Raw genomic sequence first — 24,006 nt, 5'->3', positions numbered from 1 at the left:
GCGCCCTTCGAGGCGGGGCGCCGCGGCGCTCAGGCCCCCGGCCGCGCCGGCGGGGGCGTCTCCCACGGGTGATCCGGGTAGAACGCGCGCATCAGCCGCGCGGTGTACGCGACGAGGTTCGCGAAGCCCTCGGCCCTGCGCCGCAGCGGCGAGTCGAAGAACGGCGTGAGGAGGCCGGCCAGCACCGCGAACGCCGTCGCGTCGACACCCGCGGGGCGCGCGCCGAACAGGTAGGGCCTGTCCCCGAGCAGCACGGAGAGCGCGGAGAGCGAGCGCGCGCCGAGCTCGACGATCTCGTCGTCCGAGTGCCGACCGATGCCCATCGCGCGATAGTTGTCGCGGACGCGCGCGAGGAGCTCCTCGCGCAGCTTCGGGCGCAGCGCCTCGGGCGCGCCGTCGACGAAGTGCGCCGGGCCCTTCGCGAAGTTCTCCGGGATGAGCCAGCGCGCGCAGCCCGTGGCCACGGCGAGCTGGCTCTCGAGCATGCGCTCGACGGCCCACGCCTCGGCGCGCTGGCGCGCGTCGAGGCCGGCGTCGAGGTCCTTGCCGTGCTTCTTCTCGAGGTGCTCGCGGATGAAGTGCGAGTCGGCGATGCGCTGGCCGTCCTCGTCGATGAACGGGAGCTGGCCCTTCGGGGACTGGTCGGGCCGGCCGCGCTCCTTCCGGTACGGGAGGCCCAGCAGCTTGAGCTGGACCTCGGTCTTGGTCACGAAGGGGCTGGCTTCCGGCAAGCCGAACATGGGGCCGAAGCCATGGAGCGTGATCATGAGCAACCTCCGAGGGTCTGGGTCCGTCGTGGACCGCGCTGGATGTAGCGCCGGCCTGCTGACAGCGTGGTGTCAGCAGCCTCGCGCGGCGCGTCGATCGGAGCGCGAGCGCGCCGTGTGGCCCGCGCTGAGCCGCGCCCGGCGGCCAGCCGCGCCCGGCGGCCAGCCGCGCCCGGCGGCCAGCCGCGCCCGGCGGCCCATCACCCGCCGTCGCCCCCGCACAGCGCCGCGAAGCGGCGCTCTTCCTCGGGGCCCCCCGCCGCGCGCGCCGTGAAATAGATGAGCTGCTGCCGGCTCGACGTCGTCGACGCGAGCGCGTGCCACTCGAGCACGAGCGGCGCGCCGCTGCCGTCGCCGCCCTCCTCGACGCGGAAGGCCTTCGTGCCGCTCACCTTGGCGCGGACCTCGTGGCGCGCCCAGATCACCCGGAACGCCTCGCTCGACTCGAGGAGGTCGGCGATGAGCGCGTCGAACTCCGGATCTCCCACGAACGAGCTCGCGCTGAAGCGGAACGCGGCCACGCTCTCCCGCTCGATCACGCCGAGGTCCGCGTAGCGCGCGCGGTAGCCCGCGTGCCGGAAGGTCATCCAGAGCAGGTTGCGCCGCCGCGGGGGGACGTCGCCGAAATCCACGAGGAGGCGGCACGCCGCCGCGTTCCACGCGAGCACGTCGTACCGCGCGTTGAAGACGCACGCCGGCACCCGCATCGCCTCGATCGCGCGCGCCAGCGCCGGCTCGGCCCGCTCCTTTTGCGCCGCGGAGCGCGCCGAGCCCCCGGCGGGCTCGGGGCGCGCCAGGTAGAAGAGGTGCCCTCGCTCGTCGTCGTCGAGCTTGAGCACGCGCGCGATGGCCTCGAGCGTCTCGCGCGACGGGTTCACGTCGCGCCCCTGCTCGAGCCGCGTGTACCAGTCGACGCTGAGCCCGGCGAGCTGCGCGAGCTCCTCGCGCCGGAGGCCCGGCGTGCGCCGCCGCTTCCCCGGGAACGCGCCGCCCGCGATCGGCGCCGCGCGCATCCGCCTCCCTCGAAGGAAATCCGCCAGCTCGCTCCGCCTGTCGCTCACGATTCCGCGCGCCTCGGGCATGCGGGAAAGATGCACCGGCGGAGCTGCCGTATCCAGGGATTGCGAATCCCAGGATCGCCGCCCATCTTCCTCGGCTCGGCGCGGAGATCCAGAGTGCGGCCATCCCCCGAGCGGGGACCCAACCAGGAGCAGACACCATGTCCAGAACTCTTCCTCTCGCAGGTCGCATCGCCGTCGTCACCGGAGCCTCGAGCGGCATCGGTGAGGCCACCGCGCGCAAGCTCGCGGCGGAGGGCGCGGCCGTCGCGCTCCTCGCGCGCCGCAAGGACCGCCTCGAGTCGCTCGCCCAGGGCATCCGCGCCGCGGGCGGGCGCGCGCTGGCGCTCTCCGTCGACGCCACGAGCGGGACCGCCGTCGCCGAGGCCGCGCGGATCATCGCCGCGGAGCTCGGCACCGTCGACCTCGTGATCAACAACGCCGGGGTCATGTTGCCCTCCGGCGTCGAGGAGCACCGGGTCGCCGATTTCGAGCAGATGATCTCGGTCAACCTCACCGGCGCGATGCGGATCGTCGACGCGTTCGTCGATCCGCTCGTCGCCGCGGCGAAGAAGGGCGGCCCGTCGGACCTCATCAACGTCTCGTCCGTCGCCGCGCACGGCGTGTTCCCGACGTTCGCCGTCTACTGCGCCACGAAGGCGGCGGTCACGCACCTCTCGCGCAACCTGCGCGCCGAGCTCGGCCCGAAGAACGTCCGCGTCTCGGTCGTCGAGCCCGGCTTCGTCGACACCGAGCTGCAGGGTCACATGACCGACGAGGCGGCCAAGGCGTGGATCGCCCGCGCCAGGCAGGAGATCACGTGGCTCACGGCGGACGACCTGGCGAGCACGATCGCCTTCACGGTCGGCCTGCCGCGGCACGTGAACCTGGCGCACGTCACCGTCATGCCGACCCAGCAGGTGTGAGCCGCGCGCGCCGGACGGACCGCGGCCCGGCGCGCGAAGCCGAGCGCCGCGGCCCGGCGCGAGCCTGGCGAGGGATTCTTGACAAGCGGCGGGCCGATCGCGCCTGCTAGCGTCGGCCCTCGCGGCGCTCGGTCGGGTGGGGCCTGGGTTGAACGCGCATGAGCACCGGTCTGGACCTCGCCGCAGCGCTGCACCGCATCGTGGAGGACGCCACGGACAGCGTGCCTGGCGCGCTGCGCGGCAGCCTCCTGATAGAAGACGGGGATCGCCTGATCTACCGGGCTGCCGTGGGCTTCGACGGCCTGCTGCGCGTCCCGTCGGACGCGGGGCCGGCCAGCGCGGGCCCGCTGCCCGATCCGGGCGGGGGCGCCCGGGTCGTTCCGGCGGACGCGTGGTACAGGGCGCGCCTGCCGGACGCCGCGGCGCTCGGGCGGCGCGGCGCGGGCGCGGCCGTCGCCCTCGCGCCGGTGTGCATGCACGGCCGGCCGATCGGCGTGCTCGCCGTCGAACAACCGGCCGCGGATCCGCCCCCGGACGAGCGCTGGGCCCTGCTCCTCGCCGTGGCCGAGAGCGCCAGCGCGGCGCTGGAGCGGCGCGAGCTCTACGACGACAAGGCGCGCTCGGCCCACGAGAACCGCGTGCTCGAGGAGGTGCTGAACGCGGTGGCCACGCAGGCCAGCCCGCAGGAGCTCGTGGAGATCGTCTCGAGCGGGATCAAGAGCATCCAGCTCCGGCCGCAATGGAGCGCCGTGGAGCTCGTGCTGCTGGAGGACCCTGCCCGCGGGGGCGCGCCGGCGAGCGACCCCGGAGGGGCCGTCGACGTCCGCGTCTACCGCGTCCCGCGGCGCGCGCCGACGAGCTATTGGAACAACCTCCGCGACGGCGCGCTCGCCGCGGGGCGCAACCTCGGCGTCGACCTGACGTTCCGCTTCGGCGGCGCGGACGGCGAGGGCAGCCAGGTCGCGATCCTCGACGAGGGGATCCGCCGGGGCGTGCACGGCATCGCCGTGGCGCCGATCGACGCCGCGCGCCTCGAGCCGGTGGTCCGGCGCGCCAGGGAGGCCGGGATCCCGGTGGTCATGTTCGACTCGCCGCCGGTGGAGGGCAGCGGGGCGCTCGCCTACGTCGGCACGGACAACGAGGCGGCAGGCCGGCTCGCGGGCGAGATGATGGCGCGGCTCCTGCCGGACGGCGGCGCGGTCGGCGCGCAGATCGCCTCGGTCCGCGCGGTCAACGGGGTCGAGCGCGTCGCCGGGTTCCGCGCGGCGGTCGCCGGGGCGGGCATCGCGGTGCAGCCTCCCTCCGAGAACGTGTACGACACGTCGCGGGCGCTGGAGCTCGCCATGGCGGCCTTGCGGAAAGGAGAGCTCGCCGGCGCCTTCGGCGGGTGCGCCGAGAACGGCCCGGCCTGGGGCATGGCCGCGAGGGCCCTAAGCCGGGCGGGAGACCTCAAGATCGTCGCGTTCGATCTCGTCCCGGAGACCATCGCGATGCTCCGGGAGGGGACGATCCACGCGACCGTGGTCCAGCGCGAGTACGACATGGGCTATCGGGCGATCCAGGTGCTCCACGACATGGTGTCGAGCGGCGTCGAGGAGGCGCTGGCCGGGCTCCCGGCGCCGAGGCAGGGTGATTCGCGGCGCTCGGTGCGCTTCATCGACACCGGCGTCGACGTCGTGACCCTCGAGCGCACGCCGTGGTCGCGCCCCCTGTCGGAGCACCTGGCCCTGGAGACGGCGCGCAAGACGGCGAACCGCCGGCGAGGGCAGGCGCGGGCGACCCGTCCGATCGAGCTGCTCGCGGTCGGCGTGGAGGTGGGGGAAGAGGGCTTCGTCGAGGAGAGCTGCCGCCTCGATCCGGGCTCGCTCGTCGGCCGGGTGCTGAGCGACGGCCGCTCCATCGTCGTCGACGCCGTCGACGAAGCGGGCGACGAGACGGGCGACGAGGCGGCCGGCGTGCTCCACCGCTTGCCCGACGTCGTCGAGGCGCGCCGGGGCGGCGCGCTCACGCTGGTGGGCGTCCCGCTGCTCGCCCGGGGGGTCGCGCTCGGCGTCCTCGTCCTGTACAGCGAGCGGCGCGCGGCGTGCTCGGCCGAGGATCTCACGCAGATCGAGCGCATCACCGACACGCTGGCCGTGGCGCTCGAGAACGCGCAGCTCGTGCGGCGGATCACCGAGCGGACCGGGGCGCTCGAGGAGGCGAACGAGCGCCAGGCGGCGCTGCTGGGCACGATCCAGGAGCTCTCCAGCCCGGTCGTGCCCATCGCGCCGAGCATCCTCGTGATGCCGATCATCGGGGCGATGGATGTGCAGCGGACGGGCCGCTTCCTCGAGTCGATGCTGCGGGAGATCTCCGAGCGCCGGGCGCGCGTTGTGCTGATCGACGTGACGGGGATGGCGGTGGTCGACGCGGTCGCGGCCGATCACCTGATGGCGGCGGCGCGGGCGGCGAGGCTGCTCGGGGCCGAGGTGGTGCTCGTCGGCATCACCCCGGCGGCCGCGCAGCTCATGGTGCAGCAGGGGCTGGACCTCGGGTGCGTCGTCACGCGCTCGACCCTCGAGCTCGGGTTCGCGTACGCCCTGTCGCAGACGGGCGGCCGGGTGGTTTACCGCCCGTCGCCGCGCGCCCGGCGGTCCTGAGCCGCGCGCGGGCAGGCGGCGCGCGCAGTCCACGTGCGCGGGCCGCGTGCGCAGGCGACGCGCGCCGCCGTGCGCTCGCGACTCAGCCGGCGTCGAGCTCGAAGGCGCCCTCGTAGATGGCGTCGATCGGCAAGGTGGCGCCGTTCGCCAGCGTGATCGAGCCTCCCGCCTCGATCACGCGGTAACGCCATGAATCGTCGGCCTCGCGCCGGTAATGCTCGACGCGCACCGACACCTGCGAGACGAGCAGGTAGTCTGTCAGCGAGGGGATGCGCTGGTATGCTCCCCATTTCCCGCCGCGGTCATACGCCTCGGTGCTCGGCGAGAGGACCTCGACGACGACGCTCGGATTCGCGAGGACGTCGCTGGCGCCCGGCTCCATCCGCACGCCGCCGCACACGACGACGGTATCGGCGTAGACATAGCGTTCCCCCTGCTTCGCGGAGATCCGCTGATCGGACGACAGCACGTGACACGGCTTCCCGCGCACCGCCGCGCGGAGCTCCGCGCCCATCGCGCTCGAGAGGAAGTTGTGCCGCGGGCTGCCGCCGGCCATCGCGAAGATCTCGCCGAGGTGATACTCGTGCTTCGCGGCCTGCGCGCGCTCCCACTCCAGGTACTCTGTTGCGCTCATGCGCTGCGCGGAGGCGGCGTTGCCCATGGACGCGAAGCTAACGTGGCGGCGGGGCCTCGGCCAGCCCTGGCGGACCGGAGCGCGGTAGAGCACGCCCTCTGGCGCGTCAGGAGCCGAAGCGGCGCAGATTGCGCGCGCGGGCCTTCGCGGCCTCGACTTCCTTGTTCTTCGGTGGGGCCGTTGTCTCCAGCGACTCGACGAGCTGGCGCGTGATGGCGGCGATGTCGTCGACCGCGCGCTCGAAACAGGCGATGTTCTTGCCGCTCGGGCTGCGGGTTCCGCTCACCTTGCGCACGTATTGCAAGGCCGCTGCCCGGATCTCTTCCTCCGTCGCCGGCGGCTCGAAGTTGAACAGAGGACGGATGTTTCGGCACATGCCGCGAGCGTACCGCCGAACGCTGCGCGAGGCCAAAGCGGGCGGGCGTCCTTCGCGGCGCGCGCCGCGCGTCAGCCCTGCGCGAGCTGCTCCAGCTCGCGCACGCGCGCCTCCAGCTCGCGGACGCGCGCCTCGGCGGCCTCCCTGGCGCGCGCCTCGGTCGCGGCGACCTCCTCCTGGGTGGGCACGAGCTCGCCCTTGCCGCCGGGGCGCGCGAGGCGGAGCCGGGCCTCGGCCCCGCTCCCGACCACGCAGACCCAGCTGTCGAGGGCGGGGCTCCACACGGGGCCGGCGCCCGCGTGCACGCGCACGTACGCGCCGTCGGGATCGCGCCGGTAGGCCTGGAGCGCGACCCTGCCGGCGGGCGGACGCTGCGAGGCGGCCTGGGGGTCGAAGATGGCGAGCTCTGGACAGCCGAGCTGGCAGTACTTGAGCGGGATGTCCTCGTAGGCCTTCTGCCAGTCGCTCGCGACGATCTCGAGCGCGAAGCGCGGCGGCCGGTGGCCGGGCAGCCACGTCTGCCACTGCTTGGGCAGCGGCGGCGTGGGCCGGTGGTCGAGCAGGTAGACGTCCGGCGAGACGCGCACGAGCGGCTCCTCGCGCACCCAGGCGAAGAACCGATCCGAGCCGGCGTGGTGGTCGGTCCAGCCGCGCTCGCGGGCGAGCTGCGCGATCGACGAAAGGAGCAGGCGGGAGATCTCGTCGTGCTCGCCCCACGCGCCGATGCCGTCCCCATCGTCGAGGTACCAGTCGGACCAGTCGATGGTCGCCCGGAGCTCCTCGGGCTCCGGATCGCGGACGACGAGCGCGCGCGGCAGGCGCGTCGCGGCGGGGTTGGCTCCGGTGCGAACAGGCGGCACGAGCCTCCAAGGTAGCACCCCCGGCGCGGCGGCGGGAGCCGCAGACGGGCGCGGCCGGGCGCCGCACCCGCGGCGCGGCACGGCCCAGCGCGGCGGCGCGCCGCACCAGCGCGGCGGCGCGCCGCACCAGCGCGGCGGCGCGCCGCACCAGCGCGCCGCATCGGCGCGCCGCTGCGCGCCCGGGGCTCCCGGTGCGGCGCGCCGGCGCCATGTCGGCGGCATGCGTTTCGAGGGGGTCCTCTTCGACATCGACGGGGTGGTCGTCGACTCGCCGCACGAGCGCGCCTGGCGCGAGGCGCTGGAGGCGCTGATGGCCACCGAGTGGCGCGCGATCGCGCCCGAGACGCGGTACGCGCCCGAGCGGTTCACGACGGCCGTCTACCAGGCCGAGGTCGCCGGCAAGCCGCGCGAGAGCGGCGCACGCGCGGTGCTCGACTACTTCGGCGTGCCCGGCGCCGGGGCGCGCGCCAGCGTCTACGCCGAGCGCAAGCAGGAGGCGCTGCTCCGGAAGATCGACGCGGGGGAGCTCGTGGTCTTCCCGGACGCGACGCGGCTGATCCTGGGGCTCAAGGCGCGCGGCGTGCGCCTCGCGGCGGCGTCGTCGTCGAGGAACGCCAGCCGCCTCCTCCGCCGGATCCGCGCCGACGCCCTCGCCGAGCCGCAGGGCGTCCGCCGCCCGCCCGTCGCGCCGGGCGCGACGCTGCTCGACCTGTTCGACGCCGACCTCTGCGGCGCCGAGGTCGCGCGCGGCAAGCCGGCGCCGGACCTGTTCCTCGCCGCCGCGGAGGCGCTCGACGTCCCGCCGACGAGCAGCCTCGTGGTCGAGGACGCCCCCGCCGGGGTGATGGCCGCGAAGGCGGGCAGGATGACCGCGCTCGGCGTGGCCCGGCACGCCGACCGCGCGCTGCTTGTCGCCGCGGGGGCGGATCGCGTCGTGACGACGCTCGACGACGTCGACGCGGACGCGCTGGCGGAGGGGCGGCTCGCGGCGCGCGCGGCGTGAGCTGGGCGGGCTGCGGAGCGCCTCAGCCGCCCTGCTTGCGCACGAGGGAGAGGCTCCAGATCTCCCCGGCGCTCGTCCCCACCCACAGGCTCGGCGACCCCTTGCCCGCGACGGCCAGCGCCGTGGGCTCGCCGCGGGCGCCGAGCGTGACGCTGGCCGTCGGCGCGGGCGGCGCGGCGGAGGCGGCCTCGATGGCGGCGCCGTCGAACAGCGCGACGCGACCGTCCGCGAACGCCGCGAACAGGCAGGACTCGAGGACGGCCACGTCGGCGACGGGCTCGCCCAGCTCGATGAGCCTGGCGGTCAGCTTGCCCGACGACCGGACGACCGCGCACACGGCGCTCGCGCCGCGCTTGTACACGGCGGTGAGCTTCGCCCCGGCGCGCACGCGGTTCAGGTTCTGGGCGGCGCGCGGCAGCGAGGCGCGCAGCGTCGGGCCGGGCTCGGGCGTCGGGCCGGGGTGGACGCGCAGCTCGCCCCCCTCCCCCGCGCCGTCCATCACGACGTGCGTCTCGGTCTCGGTCAGGTCGAACGCCCGCGCCGCGCCGCGCACCGCGAACGTGCGGCCGTTCACCTCGTTCTTGTCCAGCTTCAGCTCCGTCGCGCTGCCGTCCCAGCCGAGCGCCAGCGCCGTCGCGCCCGACGGGCACGTGGCCAGGAGCCGCGCGTCGCGGCCGACCTGGTCGAGCTTCGGGCCGTGCGTGATCCCGAGCAGCGCCCACACAGCGTCCTCGCTCCGCACGACGGCCACGTCCTTCGAGAGGAGCGCCACGTCCTCGGCGGAGGACAGCGACAGGTTCGTCGTCTTCGCGCCGGAGCCTCCGACGGGGCAGACGCCGAGGCGCACCGGATCGGTCGAGACCATGGCGACGAGACCGGGGGTCGCGAGGAACGCGGCCCCGCGGATCTCCGCGTCGAGGCTGTGCACCTTGCGGGGAGAGCTGAGGTTGCTGAAGGGCATGGCCCACGACGATAGCGCTTCTTCCGGCCGAGTGGCCGGCGTTCTCGCAAGGCGGCCGCGAGCTCGCCGCGCCGGTCGCCACAGGCGCCGGGGCAACGCGACCAGCGCCGGAGCAGCGGCGGCGTCCAGGGCGTTAGCTCGTGGGTGTCGGCGCTCCCGGCGGCTGCGCCGTTCGCGCGTTCGGCGCCGGCCCTCGCGGCGCCTGCCGTCACGGCATCACGCCTTGATGAGCGAGCGGACGTCGATATCGAGGTTCTCGGACTCCGCCACGGCGTCCATCGCCTTGCGGAGCTGGGCGAGCGTCACCCCGGCGGGGACGTCGACGCGGGCCTCCATCCGGAAGAGCTGCGAGCCGGTGACCGGCGCCTCGTAGGCCGAGGTCTCGAGCGAGACGATGTTCACGCCGGCGCCGTGGAGCGCGCGCGACACGGCGCGGACGATCCCCTCGTGATCGAGCGCGTCGACCGAGATGACGCACGGGATGCTCGCGGCGCGCCGGTGCGACTCGGGGCTCTTCGTCCTGCGGCTCTGCACCGAGAGCCCCGTCGCCCGGGTGAGCGCCTCGGCGTCGCGCTCCACCGCCTCGATCGCGCCGGGCGGGCCCGACGCGAGCAGGAGGATGCCGAACTCGCCGCCGAGCACCGCCATCCGGCTGTCCTCGACGTTGGCGCCGCGCTCGGTCAGGTAGTGCGTCACCTCCGCGACGAGGCCCGTCCGGTCAGGGCCGAGGCAGGAGAGGACCAGGAAGGTTTCGGGCTCGGGCGTCGTCGTCATGCGGCGCATCTTAGTCCGATCCGCGCGGCCGGCGCGACCAGCGCCCGCCGCCGCGGCCGCGCGTCTCCTCGTTCGCGCGGGGCGGAGCTCTCCCCCGAGGGGCGAGCGAATCCAGCGGACGAAGCGCTTGTCTCCGGCGGGCCAGTGCGCGAGAGGGACTGCCATCCCCATGCCGTACGAACGCGACAACATCCATCGCCTCACGCCGTACACGCCCGGCGAGCAGCCGCAGCGGGCCGACGTGGTCAAGCTGAACACGAACGAGAACCCCTATCCGCCGCCGGACGCCGTGCTGGAGGCGATCCAGCGCGTCTCGGCCGATCAGCTCCGCCGCTACCCGCCGCCGCGGGCGCAGCAGTTCCGCGAGACCGCCGCGCGGCTCCACGGGCTGTCGCCCGAGCAGGTGATCGCCACGAACGGCGGCGACGAGCTCTTGCGCCTGGCGGTGACGGTGTTCTGCGAGCCGGGCGGCCGCGGCCTCGGCGAGACGTACCCGACCTACTCGCTCTACGACGTCCTCGCGGACATCCACGGCACGACGATCACCCAGGTCCCCCTCGAGGAGGACTGGGCGGTCCCGGAGGATTTCGCGAGCCGCCTGAACGATGGCGGCTGCCGGCTCGCGCTCCTCGTGAACCCGCACGCGCCGTCGGGGCGGCACGAGCCGCTCGACAAGCTCGAGCGGCTGGCGCGGGCGTTCCGCGGCGTGCTCCTGATCGACGAGGCGTACGTCGACTTCGCGGAGACCGACGCGACGCCGCTGCTCGACCCGGCGCGGGGGCTCGACAACGTGCTCTTGCTGCGGACGCTGAGCAAAGGGTACTCGCTCGCCGGGCTCCGGTTCGGGTACGGGCTCGGGCACCCGCGGCTGATCGAGACGCTCGACAAGGCGCGCGACAGCTACAACACCGATGTCCTCTCGCAGGCCGCGGCGACCGCGGCGCTCTCCGCGCGCGACGAGGCGAGGAAGAGCTGGGAGAAGGTGATCGCGGAGCGAGCCCGGCTGACGCGCGCGCTCGAGGACCGGGGGTTCACGGTGGCGCCGAGCCAGAGCAACTTCGTCCTGGCGACGCCGCCGGCCGGCGGGCTGTCGGCGCAGGCGCTGTACCGGGCGCTCCACGACCGGGCAATCTTCGTGCGCTACTGGGACGCGCCGCGCATCGCCGACAAGCTGCGGATCACGGTGGGCACACCGGAGCAGTGCGACGCGCTGCTCGGCGCGATCGACGAGCTCTCTCGCGCCGCCGCCGGGGCGTGACAGGCCACGAGCCCCGGGCCGCGGGCGCGGGCTGCGCGCTGGCAAGAGAGCAGCACACTCCATCCGAGATCCTCGCCGCAGTGCAGGCGGCCCCATCGGTCGCTCCCCGCTGACCGACCTCACCTGCTGTCCGCTGCATGCGCAGGTGTACGATCGCTGCGCAGCTCCTGGTCTCCGCGCCCCCCGTTCCTGCGGGCTGCGCCGGTGGCCTCGGCCATGCATCGAGGCTCCGCCGAACGCGCGCTCGACAGCGCGATCGCAATCCAGTGCAGTCCAGCTTCAATTCTTCATCACCAGGAGCTCGCTTATGCGTCACCAGAGCAGCCGGTCATCGTTTCACGTCCTGTCGCGCTCTCTTCGCGCGGGCAGCGTCCCCTGCCTTGCCCTGGCCCTCCTGAGCGCGTGCGGCGCGGGCGCGGGCGACGGCGGCCCGGTCGACGCGCTGGCCTCCAGCGGGACCGGCGCGGGCCTCCCGCTGATGGACGGCAGCGCCGGCGGCGGCGGAAGCAGCGGCGGCAACGGCGGCAACGGCGGCAACGGCGAGCCCGGTGAGCCGCCCGGCGCCTGCGGGCTCGGCGGCGCCACCGTGGAGCGCTCCTATGCGCCAAGGCTGTTCGCGGCGGGCGAGGATCCCTCGACAGACCCCGAGTGCAGCGGGGTGCTCAACCCCGAGCGCGGCGTCTTCCGCTTCAAGGACCTGCGGAGCCTCGATTCGCTCTCGAACCTCCGGGCCGACGGCTACACGCTGGTCTACGGCAAGGTGCTCATCGACGATTACCGCACGCGGGACATCGACGAGCGCCTCATCGACCAGCTCGACGCGAGCTTCGCCGCCGTCCGCTCGGCGGGGCTCAAGGTGCTCCCCCGCTTCTATTACGCGGACACGGGCACCGCGCCGGACGCGCCGCTCGGCCGCGTGCTGTCCCACATCGACCAGCTCAAGCCCGTGCTCGAGCAGAACGCGGATGTCATCGCGGTGCTGCATCCCGGCTTCGTGGGCGCCTGGGGCGAGTGGCACTCCTCCACGAACGATCTCACGAGCCCCGACAGCCGCAAGCAGATCTTCGACGCGCTGCTCGAGGCCATCCCGGAGAACCGGATGATCCTCGCGCGCCGCCCCTCGCACAAGCGCGAGGCGTACGGCGGCCCGCTGACCGAGGAGACCGCGTTCTCCGGGGCGCCGCTCTCGCGCGTCGGCCACCTGAACGACTGCTTCCTCGCGAGCGCCGATGACGTCGGCACCTACCAGCTCCCCGGGGAAAAGGACTACGCCGTCGCGGACTCGGCGTTCGTTCCCGTCGGGGGCGAGACGTGCGGCCTAAACCCGCCGCGCAGCGCGTGCGGCTCGGCGCTCGACGAGCTCGCGCTGCACCACTGGAGCTTCATCAACACGGACTATCACGAGCAGGTGATCGAGGGCTGGCGCTCCGAGGGCTGCTTCGAGGCGATCGCCTGCCGGCTCGGGTACCGCTTCGTCGTGATGGGGCACGAGTCGCCCGAGCAGGTCGCGCGCGGACAGTCGCTCTCTCTCCGGCTGCGCGTGTTCAACGACGGAGTCGCCCGAGCTTACAACCCGCGCCCCGTCTACCTCGTGCTCCAGCAGGGCGCCACGCGGCGCTTCGTGGAGGTCGACGCCGACCCGCGGCGCTGGGCGCCGGGCGAGGAGAGCGAGCTCTGCCTCGGGGCGCAGCTCCCGGACGACCTCCCCCCGGGCGACTACCAGCTCGGCCTGTGGCTCCCGGACGAATCCGAGCGCCTGCGCGGCGACCCGCGCTACGCGATCCGGCTCTCGAGCGGCGCGACGTGGGACAGCGAGAGCGGCGTCAACCTGCTCGACGCCGCGGTCAGGGTGGTCGAGTAACGACGCCGCGGAGGCGCCGCCCGAGCGCCCGCGCCCCTCCCGCTCACAGCACCCGCTCGAACGCGCTCTCCAGCGCGGCCTGCCCGCCACGCTCGACGACGTCGCCGTGCGCCACCACGATGCGCTCCGGCGCCCACGCGATCATCCGCTTCACCGCCGCGCCCACCGCCGCGCGATCGCGCATCATCGAGCGCGCGACGCGCGACGGCCCGAACCGCCCGTAAGCCCCGTTCAGGCGCATGAGGAGGCGCGTCGGGAAGTGCTCGCTCTGCGTGATGTGAAAGCAGAGATCCCAGAGAAAGAGGGTCTTCGAGGGCCGGTGGAAGAACGCCACCTCGTCGAGCCTGGGCATCCCGCCGACCGCGACCTGGTCGAGCTCCGCCGACCAGAGCGGGTCCGGCGCGTCGTCGAGCGCGCCGGTGAACGTCACGTCGGGGCGCTTGTCGCGTAGCCCGCGGGGGCCGTACACCCGCGCTCCCGGGAACAGCCGCGCCGCCGGCGCGAGGCCGAGGTGGTGCATCAGGTTGGGCGCCACGATCGCCCGCACCTCGCCGAGCGCGCGGATCTCCCCGGCCACCTGCTCCACGCTCGGGAGCGGCGAGAAGAGGATGAGCCCGCCGCCCTCCAGGCGCACGACAGGAGATCGCACCGGGAAATGGACGCCGGGCAGCTTCAACGTGTCTTCGGCGGCCCAGAGGGCTTGATCGAGTTGTCTCAGCATGCTCCAATTGGTAAACTTGCTTGACCATTTAGTCAAGCAACTTGACCATCATGAGCAAGCACGACCTCGATCCCAGCGATGTCGCCGAGCTCGAGCGGCGCAAGCGCGCGAGCCTCGGGCAGCTCCTCCTGCGCTCGGCGCGGCTGCTCGACGAGCGGGCGGTGGCGCGCGTGGCCCGGGGCGGCGCGCCCGGGGTGCGGCGGGCGCACACGGCACTGATGCCGTACATCGACCTCGAGGGCACGCGGCTGACGGACCTGGCCGAGCGCGCCCGGGTGACGAAGCAGGCGGTGGGGCAGCTCGTCGAGGAGCTGGAGGCGATGGGCGTCGTGGAGCGGACGCCGGACCCGGACGACCGGCGGGCGAAGCGGGTGCGGTTCACGCCCCATGGCATCAAGGCGCTCCTCCACGGGCTCGGGGTGCTGCAGGAGCTGGAGGAGGAGCTCACGCGGTCGCTGGGCGAGAAGCAGATGGCCTCGCTCAAGAAGGGGCTCACCGCGCTGCTCGCGGCGCTGGAGGCGCCGGAGCCGCCGGAGGTGCCGGAGCCGCCTGCGCCGGATGAGGCGCGGCCGGGGCGCCGGTGACGGCCGGCGCCCTTCACGGCACGTTCACGGCGGCGTGGCGCGGGCGCGGGCGCTCCAGATCGCGCGGCGGCTCCAGGACGAGGAGCTCCTGTTCCGGGCAGAGCGGCTCGCGCGGCGCTGAGACAGGGCGCGTTCGTCGGTCTCGGGGGCTGTCGGGGAAGCCCGCGAGGCGAGCCGGAGCGTCAGGAGAAGTCAGGAGAACACGTCCGAGGCGCTCTTTGCTCCGAGGACGTTGTCGACCCACCGATCCAGGGTCGCGGGGTCCGCGCACGCCTGGATTCGCGCGAGGTCGTCGGCGGTGAGCGAGATCCCCGCGCGAGCGACCAGCCGCAGCAAGGCGTCGCGCTTTCCCTTGAGCTCCCCCTCGCGGACGCCGTCGAGCTTGCCCTCGCGGATGCCTTCGAGCCGGCCGCGCTCGATGAGCTGCTGGGCGAACGGGGGGAAAGTTGCCTTGCCTTCGGTCTGCCGTTCCATGATCAGCGCCTCCAGGGCCCTCCGCATGGGGTCACGCAACGCATTGTAGACGATCTGAAAGTACACCGCCGCGTGCTCGCGGTCGAACCGCCCGAGCGCGCCGAGCGCGGCCTGGACCACGGCGAGCCCGTTCGGTCCGTTGCCGTGCGACACGGCCGAGAGAATGGCGAGCTCCGTCTCCTTTTCCGCCTCCGCCTGATCCGTCACCTCGGGCACGATCGCGGGACCGATCACCAGCGGCTGGAGCGTCCCGAGCCCCAGGCCGAGATCGATCTTCTGCGCGGCCCAGGCGGCCACCTCGGCGTCGGGCGCGACAACGACCACCACGGCCTGGCACTCCTTCTGAGCCCGCACGACCGCGACATAGACTGGCCACGAGTAGGACTTGCGCCGATCGATGTCGCGCTGGAGCTCGAGGACGATGGACAGCACGATCGTCCCGCGGTCGTCCCGGAGATCGAGCACCAGATCGGCGCGGAACTCGACCGGGATGAGCTGATCGAGCGAGGACTCGACCACCGCGACCGTGGCATAGGGCGGGAGATCCAGGTGAAAAAGGAGCTTGAGGAGATGGGGCGCGAGCTCTGGATTCTCGCGGAACATGTCGACAAGGCCATTGTGCTCGAGTGTCGGCATGGGCGAGACGCTACTGCGCGACAGACGGCTGGGCAAGCCGGCATCCAGCAATTCATTCACTCTTCCATGCGAGCGAATTAGCAAGATGATCCGCGACTCGACCACGTAAGCATCCGTCTTGGCTCGACGTGTAAAAGACGAGCTGTGTCCGTGATGACCCCGTAAAGCACCTGCGCAGCTCGGCGGCACCACCGGTCGGGCCTCTCGGCCAGAAGCCGCGGGCAGCCTCGGCCCGAAGCTCCGTCGCCGCCCGCGACAGGGCTTCCACCGGGACCGCCGCCGCGATACGACAGCACCGTGACACGCACGATCGCCCTGTGGGCCCCTCTCCTCGCAGCGCTGGCCTCCGGATGCGCCCCGCCGCCGGCCCCGGCCGCGCCGACCGCCGACGAGACCGCCGCCCGGAGAGCGGCGAGCGTCGCGCTCACCGCCCTCTCGCACCGCAGCTTCGATATCGGCGGCTGCGACGCCTCCGGGGCGCGCGTCGTCGAGGAAGCCGAGGCGCGCGCGGGCACGCCTCAGGGCGAGCGCTGCGCCATCCTCATCGCGCGCCGGAGCGACAGGACGTGGCTCGTCGTCGTCCGCTCCTCACTCTCGTCGAGCTCCGTCGGCGCGCAGGCGCTCGTGACCGTCCTCCCCGAGGCCGAGGGCGTCAGCGCCATCGAGTACACGCGCTGAAGAAGCACCCGACTCCGTCCGCTGCGCTGGATCTCCGCCCCCAGCCCCTCACCTCACCTCGCCCGCGCGACGAGGAACAACCTCCGGAACGGAAACGGCGTCTTCCCATCCGCCGCCTTCGGATACGCCGCGGCCACCCGCCGCCCGTACTCCGCCAGGAAGTCGGCCCGCTCGTCGTCGTCGAGCGCCGCGAGCAGCGGCCGCAGCGCCGTCCCCTTGGTCCACTCGACGACCGGCCCCTCGCCCTCGAGGACGTGCAGGTACTCCGTCTCCCAGATCTCGATCTGCGCGGCGTGCGGCGCCAGCACCTCGTAGTACACCCGGGGCTCCGCGACCGGGCTCTCCCGCACGACCGCCGCCAGCTTGCCGCGGAAGCGCGGCATCCGGCTCGCCTCCACCATCGCCGTGTGCGACGGCGCCCCGTGGTTCCGCGGCATCTGCACCGCCAGCACGCCGCCCTTCGCCAGCCGCCCGAGGAGCGCCGGGAACAGCGCCCCATGATCGTCGAGCCAGTGGAGCGCGGCGTTGCTGAAGATCAGCGCCGGCGGCGCGGCCGGCGCGAAGCGCGCGATGTCTCCCTCGATGAACCGCGCCCCGGGCAGCGCAGCGCGCGCCCTGGCCAGCATCTCGGGAGAGCTGTCGACCCCCACGACCCCCCGCTCCGGAAAGCGCCGCGCCACGAGGCGGGTGATGTTGCCGGCCCCGCAGCCGAGATCGACGATGTCCCCCGGCACCGTGAGGTCGATCCGGCCGAGCAGGTCGACCGCCGGTCGCGCCCTCTGGTCCTCGAACCTCAGGTACTGCGCAGGATCCCAGTCCGCCATCGCGCCCTCCCGCGGGCCAGCATAGCAGCACGCGAGCGCCGCCCCGACGCCCGACGCACGCTGCGTGGCGATTTGCCCCATGCCACGCCAAGTCGCCACGACCCCGACGAGCGCGCCGCGCGGGCGCGCGCCGTCGCGGCGCCGCGGTGCTCGGCATGTGCGTTGCTCGAGCCGCGCCCCGAGGGCCGCGGCCGCTTCACGCGCCGTCCAGGCACGCAGCCGCCGGCCGCCGTCGCGCGCCGGCACGCATCCGAGGAGATCTCTTGAACGCCCAAGCCAAGCACCGTCCACCACCGCGCTCTCGACCGAGACCGACTTTCGCCCTGGCGCTCGCCGCGCTCGCGGCGGCGCCAGGCTGCTTCAGCGCCCGCTCCTCCTCGGGCGGCGGCGAGACAGCGAAACCGCCGCCGCCGACAAGGACGATCCGCACGTCGGACATCGCGCTGCCCAGCGGGTACGTCATCGAGGTGGTCGCCACGGGGCTCAACTTTCCGACCGGCGTCACGTTCGACGACGCCGGTCGCGTCCACGTCACCGAGTCCGGGTACTCCTACGGCGAGGTCTTCACGACGCCGCGGCTCCTCCGGATCGAGCCGGGCGGCGGCACGACCGTCGTCGCGACGGGCAAGAACCCGCCATGGACCGGGGTCGCCTGGGCCGACGGCGCCTTCATCGTCTCGGAGGGCGGCGTGACCGAGGGCGGCCGGATCATCCGCATCGCGCCCGATGGCAAGACCCAGACCCTCGTCGCGGGGCTCCCGAGCTTCGGCGATCACCACACGAACGGGCCCGTCGTCGGCCCCGACGGCTACATCTACTTCGGCCAGGGCACGGCAACGAACAGCGGTATCGTCGGCGAGGACAACCACAAGTTCGGGTGGCTCAAGCGACACCCCGAGTTCCACGACGTCCCTTGCAAGGACGTGACGCTCACCGGCGCAACCGTCACCTCGTCGAACCCGCTCACGCCGCGCGACGAGGACGACAAGGCCACGACCGGCGCGTTCGTCCCGTTCGGCACGCAGACCCAGAAGGGGCAGGTCATCCCGGGCAAGGTGCCTTGCAGCGGCGCGGTCATGCGCGTGCCGGTGCGCGGGGGGACGCTCAACCTCGTGGCGTGGGGGTTCCGCAACCCGTTCGGCCTCGCGTTCTCGCCCGACGGCAAGCTCTTCGTCACCGACAACGGCTATGACGACCGCGGCAGCCGCCCGGTCTGGGGCAACGCCGACTATCTCTGGGCCGTGACGCCGGGCACCTGGTACGGCTGGCCCGACTTCGCCGACGGCCGCCCCGTCTCGCAGGATCGCTATGCCCCGCCCGGGGGACCGACCCCGCCCGCCCTCCTCGAGACACGGCCGAACCCGCCGCCGCAGCCGGTCGCGCTCTTCGCCGTGCACAGCTCGTCGAACGGCATCGACATCGCGCGCGACCCGTCGTTCGGCTTCGTCGGCGAGGCGTTCGTCGCGCAGTTCGGCGATCAGGCGCCCGACGTCGGCAAGGTCCTGCACCCGGTCGGCTTCAAGGTCGTCCGCGTGGACCTGAAGACCGGCGTCATCCGCGACTTCGCCGTCAACCGCGGCAAGGACAACGGCCCCGCGTCGCGGCTCAAGTCGGGCGGCCTCGAGCGCCCCATCTCCGTGCGCTTCGACCCCGCGGGCAGGTCGCTCTACGTCGTCGATTTCGGCGTCATGCTCATGGATGAGCGCGGCGCAAAACCGCAGCAGGGCACGGGCGCGCTCTTCCGCATCACCCGCGCGGCCAACGCAGGCTGAAGGAGGAGACACCATGGTTCACCGCGCTGTCCTTTGCTGTCTCCTCGCCACGTCCCTCGGGCTCGCGATCGGCTGCGGCTCGTCCCGCAGGAGCGAGCCGATCCTCGGGCCGCCCCCGCTCGACGAGCCGCCCGAGCGGCGAGGCGAGGTGGTCTTCATGAGACAATGCCACCAGTGCCACCCGGGCGGCGCAGGCGGCCTGGGGCCCGGCCTCAACAACAAGCCCGCGCCAGCGGCGGCCATCCGGCTCCAGATCCGGAGCGGGCTCGGCGCGATGCCCGCCTTCTCGGAACAGGAGATCTCCGACGCCGACGTGGACGCGGTCATCGCTTACATGATGTCCATCAGGACCTACGAGAAGGACGACTGAGCGGGCGGCCGGGGGCGCAGCGCCGCGCCCGGCGCGACACAGCCGCCCGGCAGGCCGCCTCGAAGAGGCGGAGTCCCACGCCAGCCAACCAGCAACAACAGGAGAGGAGCCGGGTCATGGCATCCATTCGCGGCGTAATTTTCGATGTCGACGGCACGTTGATCGACAGCAACGACGCGCACGCGCGCGCCTGGGTCGATGCGCTGGAGGAGTTCGGGCACAAGGTCCAGTTCGAGGAGGTGCGGCGCCGCATCGGGATGGGCGGCGACAAGCTCCTGCCCGAGGTGACGGGGATCTCCAAGGACAGCCCGGAAGGGGAGAAGATCAGCGCGCGCTGCTCGGAGATCTTCATGGATCAGCTCCTGCCCGGGCTCCGCGCCTTCCCCGGCACGAAGGAGCTCCTCGAGGCGCTCCACCGTCGCGGCCTCAAGATCGTCGTCGCGAGCTCCGCCCAGAAGGAGAAGCTCCGCGAGCTGCTCAAGCTGACCGGCGCAAACGGGGTGTTCGAGAGCGCCACGTCGTCGAGCGACGCCGAGAATTCCAAGCCGGATCCGGACATCGTCGAGGCGGCGCTCCACAAGCTGGGGCTGCCGCCCGGCGAGGTCGTCATGATCGGCGACACGCCGTACGACGTCGAGGCCGCGGCGCGGGCTGGCCTGCGCACGATCGGCTTCCGCTCGGGCGGCTGGACCGACAGCGGGCTCGCGGGCGCCATCGCCGTCTACGACGGGCCGGCCGATCTCCTCGCGAAGCTCGACGCCTCGCCGCTCGGCGGCGGCGCGGACGGCGCGAGCACCGCTCCCCAGGCCGAGAAGACCCCGCAGCAGCGGTACACCTGAGCGCGCGAGCGATCGCTGCCTCGGCCCTCGAGGGGCGCCGAGCCGACGGCAGCCCGAGGCTTGCCCAGGGGCGGGCGCCGCTCAACGTCCGCGCGCATGATTCCATCGAGCGACATCCGCGATCCACGAGAACCGGAGATCCTCCAGAACGACGATTCCAACGAGGCGCTGCTGACCCGCTCGCTGGAGCGGTGCGCCCGGCTCCTCGAGACAGACGAGGAGCTCCGGCGGGCGCTGCCGTCCCCGGAGGCGCTGGAGAAGATCCGGAGCCGTCGGACCGCGATCGAGTCCGTGGAGACCGCGTTCGCGCTGTACGCGGATCGCCCCTGCCTCGGCCGCCGCGCGCTCGACGCGGCGGCGCTGGACCGCGACGGCTCGCCGCGCCCGCTGCCGGCGTTCCGCACGATCAGCTACGCGGACATGTGGTCTCGCGTCGAGGCGTTCGCCAGCGGGCTCCGGCACGACCGGCTCGCGGACACCGGCGATCTCGTGGGTATCATGGGGTTCGGCAGCGCCGACTGGGTCGTCGCAGACCTCGCCTGTCTGTACCTCTCCGCCGTCTCGGTGCCGATGCAGACCGGCATGATCCCCGCGGATCTGCAGCACATCGTCGCCGAGGCCGAGCTCGCGTGCGTCGTGTGCAGCGTGGACCAGCTCGCGCAGATCGAGGCTGTGCTGCCGCGGTGCCCCTCGGTGCGAGCGATCGTCGTCATCGACCTCGTGGACGGGGATCGCCGCGCGCAGGACGAGCTCGAGCGGGCGCGACGAGCCCTGCGCGCGCTGGAGGGGGAAGGCCGCCGCCTCGCCGTGCGGACGATGCAGGACGTGGAGAACCTCGGTCGGCAGCAGGGCACCGTGCCGAAGGTCCTGCCCGAGGAGCGGGGCGAGCGCGATCCGCTGATGACGCTCATGTACACGTCCGGGAGCACCGGCTCGCCGAAGGGCGCGATGCTCCCGGAGAGCCTGTGGTGCCGGTACTGGCAGCACGCGTTCACGAGGAACCACGATCCGCGCCTCGACGTCCTGCCGCACGTGGGCCTCAACTACAGCCCGATGAACCACCTCATCGGACGCGCCCAGGTCGGCCGCTCCCTCATGCGCGGCGGGGTCACGCACTTCGTGCTGAGGAGCGACATGTCCACTCTGTTCGAGGACATCCGCCTGGCCAGGCCCACCACGCTGTTCCTGGTGCCCCGCATCGCGGAGATGATCCACCAGCAGTTCCAGGCCGAGCTCCTGAAGCGCTCTCGCGATCTCGACATCGCAGAGGACCGGCTCGAGCGCGAGATCATGGCGGACATGCGCGCGTCGTTGCTCGGCGACCGCCTGCTCCTCGCGAGCGTCGCTTCGGCGCCGACGCCGCCCGAGGTCCTCTCGTTCCTGAAGCGCTGCTTCGAGGTGCCCATCATCGACGGCTACGGCTCGACGGAGGCCTCCTCCCTCACGTTCGATGGCCACGTGGATCGAGACGTCGTGACCGCGTTCAAGCTGGTCGACGTGCCGGAGCTCGGCTACCGCACCACGGACGAGCCGTACCCGCGCGGCGAGCTGCACGTCCGCTCGACGCTCATGGTGCCCGGCTATCACAGGAACGAGCAGGCCACGAGGCAGCTCTTCGACGAGGAAGGGCTGATGAACACCGGCGACATCGTCGAGCAGCGCGGGCCCGACACCCTCGTCTGGATCGATCGCGCGCGGAACGTCCTCAAGCTGTCGCAGGGAGAGTTCGTCGCCGTCTCGCGGCTCGAGGTCCTGTACAGCGCGGGCAGCCCCTTCATCCACCAGGTCTTCCTCTACGGCAACAGCGCCCGCTCTTACCTCCTCGCCGTCGTCGTCCCCGACCTCGACGCCGTCTCCGCCCAGCTGCGGCGGCGCGGGACAGCGCCCCACGAGGCGGCCGTCAAGCAGCTCCTGCGCGAGGAGATCGACCGCATCGCCCGAGAAAACAAGCTCCGTGGTTACGAGATCCCGCGCGACTTCCTGGTCGAGGACGCCCCGTTCACCCGGCAGAACGGCCTGCTCACGGAGACGGAGAAGCCGGCGCGCGCGCGGCTCAAGGCCACGTACGGCGCGCGCCTCGAGGCGCTGTACGCGACGATCGAGCGCACCCAGATCGAGGAGCTCCGCGGGCTGCACGAGGAGATCGGGGCGACGACCGCGTCCGCCGCCCTCGTGGTCAAGAGGGCCCTCGAGGCCACGCTCGGGCTCGCCGACGTCGAGCCGCGAGGCCCTCAGAGCTTCGCGCAGCTCGGCGGCGACTCGCTCACCGCCGTCCGCTTCAGCCGCCTCATCGAGGACATCTCCGGCGTGGCCGTGCCCGTGGGCCTCGTGCTCGACCCGACGAGCAGCGTCGGCGCGATCGTCGCTCACCTCGAGCGCGCCCTGGCGGGCGGCTCGGCCCGGCGCCCCGCGACGTTCGACGCGGTGCACGGCGCGGGCGCGGAGCGCGTGCGGGCCGCGGACCTGCGGATCGACAGGTTCCTCGGCCCGGACGAGCTCGCGGCCGCGGCGCGCTCGGCGCCGGCCGCGGCGCTGCCGGCGCGCGCCCGGGTGGCGCTCCTGACCGGCGCCAACGGGTTCCTCGGCCGGTTCCTCGCGCTGGAGCTCCTCCAGCGGCTGCCCGAGGAGGGCCGGCTCTACTGCGTCGTGCGCTCGCCCGACGACGCCCGCGCCTTCGAGCGGCTCCGCGCGCCCTACGCGACGGATCCGGCCCTCCTGGGCAGCTTCGACGCGATGACGGGGCACGGCCGGCTCGTCGTGCTCGCCGGCGACCTCATGAAGCCGCGGCTCGGCCTCGCGGACGACCTGTACGCGCGCCTCTGCTCGGAGGTCGACTGCGTCGTGCACAACGGCGCCCTGGTGAACCATGCCCTGAGCTATCCGCAGCTCTTCGAGCCGAACGTCCTGGGGACGGTGGAGGCGATCCGCTTCGCCGTCGCCCGCCGCGTCAAGTCGATGAACTACGTGTCGACCATCAGCGCGGTGAGCGGCCTCGACCGGCGCGGCCCCATCCGCGAGGACGAGGACGTGCGGGCGCTGTGGCCGGAGCGCCCGCTCGACGGCGGTTACGCCGCCGGGTACGCGACGAGCAAGTGGGCGAGCGAGGTGCTGCTCCGGGACGCCCGCGACACGCTCGGCCTGCCCGTCAACGTCTATCGCCCGAGCAGCATCATGGCGCATCGCCTGTACCGCGGGCAGATCAACGCCCCCGACTTCTTCACGAGGCTCCTGTACGGCATCGTGCACACCGCCCTCGCCCCGAGATCGTTCTACGAGGACGCGCGCCCGGAGCACGCGGGCCACTTTGACGGCCTCCCGGTGGACGCCGTGGCGCGGAGCATCGCCGCTGTCGCGGTCCATCACGAGCGGCCGCCGGCCGGTGCGGGCGAGAGGGCGCACCACGCCACGTACCATGTCGTGAACCCCTACTGGGATGACGGCATCTCCCTCGACGTCATCGTCGCGTGGGTGAGATCGGCGGGTTACCGGGTCGAGCGCATCGACGCGTATGCGGCGTGGTACGCCGCGTTCCGCGACCGGCTGATGCAGCTCGGCGAGCCCGAGCGGCACGCCTCGCCGCTCGCCATCCTGCATGCGTGGGAGCGCCCCGCGCGCGCCGACGGCGAGGTGTTCGACGCGGAGCGCCTCCTCGCCCGGCTGGAGCGGATCGCGGCGCGAGGGGGGTCGGGCGATCTCGCGATCCTGCCGCACGTGAACGAGCAGCTCATCCACAAGTACCTGGACGACATGGTCGCCCTGGGCCTCATCGAGCCAGCCGCCGTGCGCGCGGCGGCCTCCTGACGCCGGGCGACGCCCCCTCCTCACGGCGCGCGCGAGCGGATCCACCCCGGAGCGGCCCGCCCTCCGCTGCCGGCCGGTGATCCCTCGACCCGCCGCGCGGGTGCGGGGTAGCATCCCCCCGCACCATCCCGTGCTCATCACCCGATAACACCGAGGAGCGCCGCGGGCCCCGTCGCCCGCTGCACGCAGA

At 73.2% G+C, this 24,006-nt stretch carries 21 protein-coding genes; 11 read left to right on the top strand and 10 right to left on the bottom strand.

Features of this window, described 5'->3' with window-relative positions; all coding sequences use genetic code 11:
• Positions 1 to 29: 29 nt before the first annotated feature.
• Positions 30 to 767: a glutathione S-transferase family protein gene (locus WMF24_RS46750; protein WP_437733971.1), complete on the bottom strand. Its 738-nt coding sequence runs from the start codon at positions 765 to 767 to the stop codon at positions 30 to 32.
• 200 nt (positions 768 to 967) lie between these two features.
• Entirely contained in the window at positions 968 to 1,828 is an 861-nt protein-coding gene (locus WMF24_RS46745; protein WP_437733970.1) for a helix-turn-helix transcriptional regulator, read from the bottom strand.
• Positions 1,829 to 1,986: 158 nt separating this feature from the next.
• On the opposite strand from WMF24_RS46745, the gene WMF24_RS46740 reads away from it, so the two are divergent.
• Together WMF24_RS46740 and WMF24_RS46735 are read left to right on the top strand one after the other, a co-directional pair.
• Positions 1,987 to 2,751: an SDR family oxidoreductase gene (locus tag WMF24_RS46740; protein ID WP_437733969.1), complete on the top strand. Its 765-nt coding sequence runs from the start codon at positions 1,987 to 1,989 to the stop codon at positions 2,749 to 2,751.
• A 158-nt stretch (positions 2,752 to 2,909) separates the two neighbouring features.
• Positions 2,910 to 5,390 (top strand): substrate-binding domain-containing protein, encoded by a 2,481-nt coding sequence (locus WMF24_RS46735; protein WP_437733968.1) that lies wholly within the window; start codon positions 2,910 to 2,912, stop codon positions 5,388 to 5,390.
• A gap of 82 nt (positions 5,391 to 5,472) precedes the next feature.
• Here the strand turns inward: WMF24_RS46735 and WMF24_RS46730 are convergent, their stop codons facing one another.
• The 3 genes from WMF24_RS46730 to WMF24_RS46720 form a co-directional block, all read right to left on the bottom strand.
• A complete protein-coding gene (locus tag WMF24_RS46730) occupies positions 5,473 to 6,051 on the bottom strand; it encodes a Uma2 family endonuclease (protein WP_437733967.1) in 579 nt (192 codons plus the stop codon).
• A 79-nt stretch (positions 6,052 to 6,130) separates the two neighbouring features.
• Positions 6,131 to 6,400 (bottom strand): DUF2277 domain-containing protein, encoded by a 270-nt coding sequence (locus WMF24_RS46725; RefSeq protein ID WP_437733966.1) that lies wholly within the window; start codon positions 6,398 to 6,400, stop codon positions 6,131 to 6,133.
• Positions 6,401 to 6,471: 71 nt separating this feature from the next.
• Complete coding sequence (locus tag WMF24_RS46720) at positions 6,472 to 7,260, bottom strand: Uma2 family endonuclease (protein WP_437733965.1); 789 nt, start codon at positions 7,258 to 7,260, stop codon at positions 6,472 to 6,474.
• 220 nt (positions 7,261 to 7,480) lie between these two features.
• Here WMF24_RS46720 and WMF24_RS46715 point away from each other — a divergent pair, with 220 nt between their 5' ends.
• A complete protein-coding gene (locus tag WMF24_RS46715; RefSeq protein ID WP_437733964.1) occupies positions 7,481 to 8,263 on the top strand; it encodes an HAD family hydrolase in 783 nt (260 codons plus the stop codon).
• A gap of 22 nt (positions 8,264 to 8,285) precedes the next feature.
• On the opposite strand, the gene WMF24_RS46710 is transcribed toward WMF24_RS46715, so the two are convergent.
• Both WMF24_RS46710 and WMF24_RS46705 read right to left on the bottom strand, forming a co-directional pair.
• A complete protein-coding gene (locus WMF24_RS46710) occupies positions 8,286 to 9,224 on the bottom strand; it encodes a hypothetical protein (RefSeq protein WP_437733963.1) in 939 nt (312 codons plus the stop codon).
• 216 nt (positions 9,225 to 9,440) lie between these two features.
• Positions 9,441 to 9,998, bottom strand: a complete 558-nt coding sequence (locus WMF24_RS46705; RefSeq protein WP_437733962.1) for a glycine cleavage system protein R — start codon at positions 9,996 to 9,998, stop codon at positions 9,441 to 9,443.
• Between the two features lie 169 nt (positions 9,999 to 10,167).
• Here WMF24_RS46705 and hisC point away from each other — a divergent pair, with 169 nt between their 5' ends.
• Both hisC and WMF24_RS46695 read left to right on the top strand, forming a co-directional pair.
• A complete protein-coding gene (gene hisC, locus WMF24_RS46700; protein ID WP_437733961.1) occupies positions 10,168 to 11,256 on the top strand; it encodes a histidinol-phosphate transaminase in 1,089 nt (362 codons plus the stop codon).
• A gap of 307 nt (positions 11,257 to 11,563) precedes the next feature.
• A complete protein-coding gene (locus tag WMF24_RS46695) occupies positions 11,564 to 13,117 on the top strand; it encodes a DUF4832 domain-containing protein (RefSeq protein ID WP_437733960.1) in 1,554 nt (517 codons plus the stop codon).
• A gap of 43 nt (positions 13,118 to 13,160) precedes the next feature.
• Here WMF24_RS46695 and WMF24_RS46690 read toward each other — a convergent pair whose 3' ends face one another.
• On the bottom strand, positions 13,161 to 13,838 hold the full coding sequence (locus tag WMF24_RS46690; RefSeq protein WP_437733959.1) for a DUF4336 domain-containing protein: 678 nt from the start codon (positions 13,836 to 13,838) through the stop codon (positions 13,161 to 13,163).
• A 50-nt stretch (positions 13,839 to 13,888) separates the two neighbouring features.
• Here WMF24_RS46690 and WMF24_RS46685 point away from each other — a divergent pair, with 50 nt between their 5' ends.
• Positions 13,889 to 14,422: a MarR family winged helix-turn-helix transcriptional regulator gene (locus WMF24_RS46685; RefSeq protein ID WP_437733958.1), complete on the top strand. Its 534-nt coding sequence runs from the start codon at positions 13,889 to 13,891 to the stop codon at positions 14,420 to 14,422.
• 192 nt (positions 14,423 to 14,614) lie between these two features.
• On the opposite strand, the gene WMF24_RS46680 is transcribed toward WMF24_RS46685, so the two are convergent.
• A complete protein-coding gene (locus WMF24_RS46680; RefSeq protein WP_437733957.1) occupies positions 14,615 to 15,637 on the bottom strand; it encodes a hypothetical protein in 1,023 nt (340 codons plus the stop codon).
• 192 nt (positions 15,638 to 15,829) lie between these two features.
• Here WMF24_RS46680 and WMF24_RS46675 point away from each other — a divergent pair, with 192 nt between their 5' ends.
• The gene (locus WMF24_RS46675; RefSeq protein ID WP_437733956.1) at positions 15,830 to 16,210 is read left to right on the top strand and encodes a hypothetical protein; all 381 of its coding nucleotides are present in this window, start codon (positions 15,830 to 15,832) and stop codon (positions 16,208 to 16,210) included.
• Positions 16,211 to 16,263: 53 nt separating this feature from the next.
• Here the strand turns inward: WMF24_RS46675 and tam are convergent, their stop codons facing one another.
• Positions 16,264 to 17,034, bottom strand: a complete 771-nt coding sequence (gene tam / locus WMF24_RS46670; protein ID WP_437738942.1) for a trans-aconitate 2-methyltransferase — start codon at positions 17,032 to 17,034, stop codon at positions 16,264 to 16,266.
• A gap of 263 nt (positions 17,035 to 17,297) precedes the next feature.
• Here tam and WMF24_RS46665 point away from each other — a divergent pair, with 263 nt between their 5' ends.
• From WMF24_RS46665 to WMF24_RS46650, 4 genes are all read left to right on the top strand, one after another.
• Positions 17,298 to 18,806 (top strand): PQQ-dependent sugar dehydrogenase, encoded by a 1,509-nt coding sequence (locus WMF24_RS46665; RefSeq protein ID WP_437733955.1) that lies wholly within the window; start codon positions 17,298 to 17,300, stop codon positions 18,804 to 18,806.
• Between the two features lie 13 nt (positions 18,807 to 18,819).
• Positions 18,820 to 19,176, top strand: coding sequence for a c-type cytochrome (locus WMF24_RS46660; RefSeq protein WP_437733954.1), 357 nt, complete (start codon positions 18,820 to 18,822; stop codon positions 19,174 to 19,176).
• Between the two features lie 116 nt (positions 19,177 to 19,292).
• Complete coding sequence (locus tag WMF24_RS46655; RefSeq protein WP_437733953.1) at positions 19,293 to 20,015, top strand: HAD family hydrolase; 723 nt, start codon at positions 19,293 to 19,295, stop codon at positions 20,013 to 20,015.
• Positions 20,016 to 20,111: 96 nt separating this feature from the next.
• Positions 20,112 to 23,816 carry a thioester reductase domain-containing protein gene (locus WMF24_RS46650; protein ID WP_437733952.1) on the top strand — a complete coding sequence of 1,235 codons (3,705 nt, stop codon included), beginning with the start codon at positions 20,112 to 20,114 and terminating at the stop codon, positions 23,814 to 23,816.
• Positions 23,817 to 24,006: the final 190 nt, after the last annotated feature.

Source organism: Sorangium sp. So ce1335, assembly GCF_051521615.1.
Classification (GTDB): Bacteria; Myxococcota_A; Polyangia; order Polyangiales; family Polyangiaceae; genus Sorangium.
The sequence above is the reverse complement of the archived record's forward strand: the minus strand, read 5'-3'. Positions and strand labels throughout refer to the sequence as shown.